This window comes from Microbacterium resistens NBRC 103078 (genome assembly GCF_001552355.1).
In the GTDB taxonomy this organism is placed as follows: domain Bacteria; phylum Actinomycetota; class Actinomycetes; order Actinomycetales; family Microbacteriaceae; genus Microbacterium; species Microbacterium resistens.
In genome coordinates this window covers 1-3036 of record NZ_BCRA01000195.1, presented here as the reverse complement: position 1 = coordinate 3036, position 3036 = coordinate 1, and the positions used below count along the sequence as shown (strand labels likewise).

Sequence of the window (3036 nt, the reverse complement as noted above, 5' to 3'; positions counted from 1 at the left end):
CCGCTGTCACCGACCCCCGCCGCCGGCGAGCGCCGCGGATCAGCGCCCGAGCGCCGCCGCCACCGCCCTGGCCTGGTCGAGATCGGTGACCTCGTACCCGCCGACGCCGTCGGACGCGGAGCCCATCCGGACCCCGCCGTCCTCGGACACCGTCCGCTTGGCCGAGAAGTGCAGAGCGTCCACCCCGGTCTCGGCGAGCGCCACCGCGTTCGCCGCGGTCACCCCGCTTCCGGCCATGACCTCGATCTCCCCCTCGGCAGCGGCGACGAGGGCGCGCAGGGTGTCGATCCCGTCGATCGCCGCCGAGGCGCCGCCCGAGGTGAGCACCCGACGGAAGCCGAGTCCGCGGACGATCCGCAGGGCCTCGACCGGGTCCGCGATCACGTCGATCACCCGGTGCAGCGTGACCGAGGCGTCCCCGGCGGCGTCGCGGAGCCGGACGAGCGCGTCGACGTCGAGTCCTCCGGCCGCGTCCAGCGCCCCGACCACGACGCCCGCCGCTCCGCCCGCGACGGCGTGGCGGACGTCCTGCACCGACACCTCCAGCTCGTCCGGGGTGTAGTGGAAGCCGCCGGCGCGCGGACGCACGAGTACGTGCACCTCGACCCCCGAGTCGCCCGCCGCGGCGACCGCCGACGCCAGGGTGGCGGGCGACGGGGTGAGCCCGCCGAGCGGCAGGGCCTGGGCGAGCTCGACGCGGGCGGCGCCGATCTCTCGGGCGATGCGGACGCCGGCGGCATCCTGGACGGCGAGTTCGAGGGCGAGGGTCATCCCTCCATTCTCCCGGCTCCGCCCCGCCCGCCCGACCACGCCCCTCCCCCGCGGCCGAGTGGTCAGTTTCTGTGGGTTGCGAGCCTCGGAACCCACAGAAACTGACCACTCGATGGCGGGGAGGCGGGCGTTCGGGAAAACGCGTGCCCGCTCGGCGGGAAATTTAGTTAGACTGTCTAAGTAATGACCGACCCCGAGGATCCGATCCAGACCACCGCCACCGACCTCCGCCTCGCCACGTTCCGCCTCGCCCGCCGCCTGCGCTCGGTCCGTGCCGTCGATGCGATGAGCGACGCCCAGCTGGCGGTGCTCGCCACGCTGCGGATGCACGGACGCCACTCGATCACCGCCCTCGCCGAGCGCGAACGGGTCACCGCGCCCTCGATGAGCGCCATGGTGAACGGCCTGGAGGAACAGGGATTCGTGACCCGGATCCCGGACGACGACGACCGCCGCCGGGTCCACGTCGACATCACCGAGAGCGGGCGCGAGATCGTCGCCGAGACCCTGCGACGCCGCGACCAGCTCCTGGCCGACATGCTCGCCGGTCACGACTTCACCGAATCCGACCTTCGAGTGCTGCGCGAGGCGAGCGCCCTCATGCGGAGGGTGGCCGACCGATGAGCGCCATGTTCCGCTCCTTCTCCTCGTACAACTACCGGGTGTGGTTCCTGGGCGCGATCGTGTCCAACATCGGCGGGTGGATGCAGGCCACCGCGCAGGACTGGGTCGTGCTCACCGAGCTCACCGACAACGACGCCACGGCCATGGGCGTGACGATGGCCCTGCAGTTCGGCCCGCCGCTCGTGCTCGTGAGCCTCACCGGATGGGTCGCTGACCGCTTCGACCGGCGGAAGGTCCTGCTCACCACGCAATCGGCCCTCATGGTGCTCGCCGTCGGCGTCGCGATCCTCCTGCTCACCGGCGTCATGACGCTCCCCCTCATGCTCCTGTTCGCCCTCGGCTTCGGGATCTGCAACGCCTTCGACGCCCCGGCCCGCCAGGCCTTCGTCTCGGACATGGTGCGCCTCGAGGACGCCTCGAACGCGGTGGCGCTGAACTCGGCCTCGTTCAACATGGCTCGCCTGATCGGCCCGGCGGTCGGCGGCCTGCTCATCGTCGCGATCGGATCCGGCTGGGTGTTCGTCGCCAACGCGGCGACGTTCCTCGCCATGATCGTGGCCCTGCTGCTGGTGCGCCGCAGCGAGCTGATCCCCCGCGTGAAGGGGCACCGTTCGGGCGGGCTCGCGGAGGGGTTCCACTATGTCCGCCGCCGCAGCGACCTGCTCGTGGTGTTCACCATGGTGTTCCTCATCGGCGCCTTCGGCATGAACTTCCCGATCTTCGCCTCGACCATGGCGCTGGAGTTCGGACGCCAGGCGGACGGCTACGGGATCCTCAGCTCCGTGCTCGCCATCGGGTCCCTCGCGGGCGCGCTCCTGGCGGCCCGCCGCGACCGCGCGCGCGTGCGGGTGCTCGTGATCGCGTCCGCGGGCTTCGGCGTGGCGTCCATCGTGTCGACCTTCATGCCCGGCTACTGGTCCTACGCGGCCACGCTCGTTTTCGTCGGGTTCTCCACCGTGACGATGCTGACGACCGCGAACGGCTACGTGCAGACCACGACGGACCCGGCCCTGCGCGGCCGCGTCCTGGCGCTCTACATGGCCGTCATCATGGGCTCGACGCCCATCGGCGCGCCGATCGCGGGCTGGATCGTGGATGCGTTCGGCCCGCGGGCGGCGATCATCGTGGGCGGGGCGGCGGGACTCATCGCGTTCGCCATCGGGATCACCTGGATGAGCGTGTCGGGCCGCCTGCACCGTCGCGAGGACGCGCGGTTCCTCCTGACCCTGGACGAGACCCGCCCGCTGTCCGTCATCAAGGCCATGGATCCGCGGGCGGTCCCGCCGCAGCAGGAGGATCCGGTGACGACCGCGACCACCCCGATCCGGATCGAGCCCGAGGGGGATCGCCCCGACGGCCGTCGCGCCTGACGCGGCCGGACCCGGATCGCCTGCGCGGACCAGGATCGCCCGCGTGTCGCCGGTCCGGCCGCGCGCGGCGTCGGCCCGGGCGCCCCCGCTCCGCGGACGGGTTCTGACGAACTCGTCATCGTCGGCCCCACACGTCGGCGCACGCTCCTACGCTGAGCGCATGAGCACGGACGCGCCCGACCCTCCTCGCGCCCTCGCCGCGGCCGCGGGCATCGCGGGCTCCCTCCTCGGCGTCGGCGTCGGCGAACTCGCCGCGACGCTGCTCGCCCCC

The 3036-nt window shown here is 72.6% G+C and carries 3 protein-coding genes; 2 read left to right on the top strand and 1 reads right to left on the bottom strand.

Going from position 1 to position 3036, the window contains the following annotated elements; translation table 11 throughout:
• Nucleotides 1-39 precede the first annotated feature (39 nt).
• Nucleotides 40-771, bottom strand: coding sequence for a copper homeostasis protein CutC (locus tag MR1_RS18850; RefSeq protein ID WP_067250756.1), 732 nt, complete (start codon nt 769-771; stop codon nt 40-42).
• A gap of 183 nt (nt 772-954) precedes the next feature.
• On the opposite strand from MR1_RS18850, the gene MR1_RS18845 reads away from it, so the two are divergent.
• Nucleotides 955-1395: a MarR family winged helix-turn-helix transcriptional regulator gene (locus MR1_RS18845; protein WP_067250753.1), complete on the top strand. Its 441-nt coding sequence runs from the start codon at nt 955-957 to the stop codon at nt 1393-1395.
• A 5-nt stretch (nt 1396-1400) separates the two neighbouring features.
• Nucleotides 1401-2765, top strand: a complete 1365-nt coding sequence (locus MR1_RS18840; RefSeq protein WP_067250750.1) for an MFS transporter — start codon at nt 1401-1403, stop codon at nt 2763-2765.
• Nucleotides 2766-3036 lie beyond the last annotated feature (271 nt).